We start from the raw sequence: 316 nt of genomic DNA on the forward strand, positions 1-316 counted from the left end.
CAGAACTTGAGTTCCTCCTCGACCTCGGCGCGGCTCCAGCCCGGATTGCGGTTGTCGTTGACCCAGCAGCTTTCGGTCATGATGCCGGTGCCGCGGCCGTCCACCTCGATGCCGCCGCCCTCGCCCACCAGCTCGCTGCGCACGTGGCGCGCGCCAGCCACCTTGGCCACCCGTTCGGCTAGCAAGGCGTCGGAAGCGTGCCGCTGCTTGCCGCCCCAGCCGTTGAAGTTGAAGTCCATCGCGGTCAGGCCGCCCTGCCCGTTCACCAGGAAGTTGGCGCCGATGTCGCGCATCCAGATGTCGTCGAGCTCGGCCG

At 68.7% G+C, this 316-nt stretch carries 1 protein-coding gene; it reads right to left on the reverse strand.

The window, feature by feature from the left end; all coding sequences use genetic code 11:
• Positions 1-316 (reverse strand): agmatine deiminase family protein (locus N825_RS35855; protein ID WP_037462582.1); only part of this gene is annotated, 316 nt, incomplete at both ends.

This window comes from Skermanella stibiiresistens SB22 (genome assembly GCF_000576635.1).
Taxonomy (GTDB): Bacteria; Pseudomonadota; Alphaproteobacteria; order Azospirillales; family Azospirillaceae; genus Skermanella; species Skermanella stibiiresistens.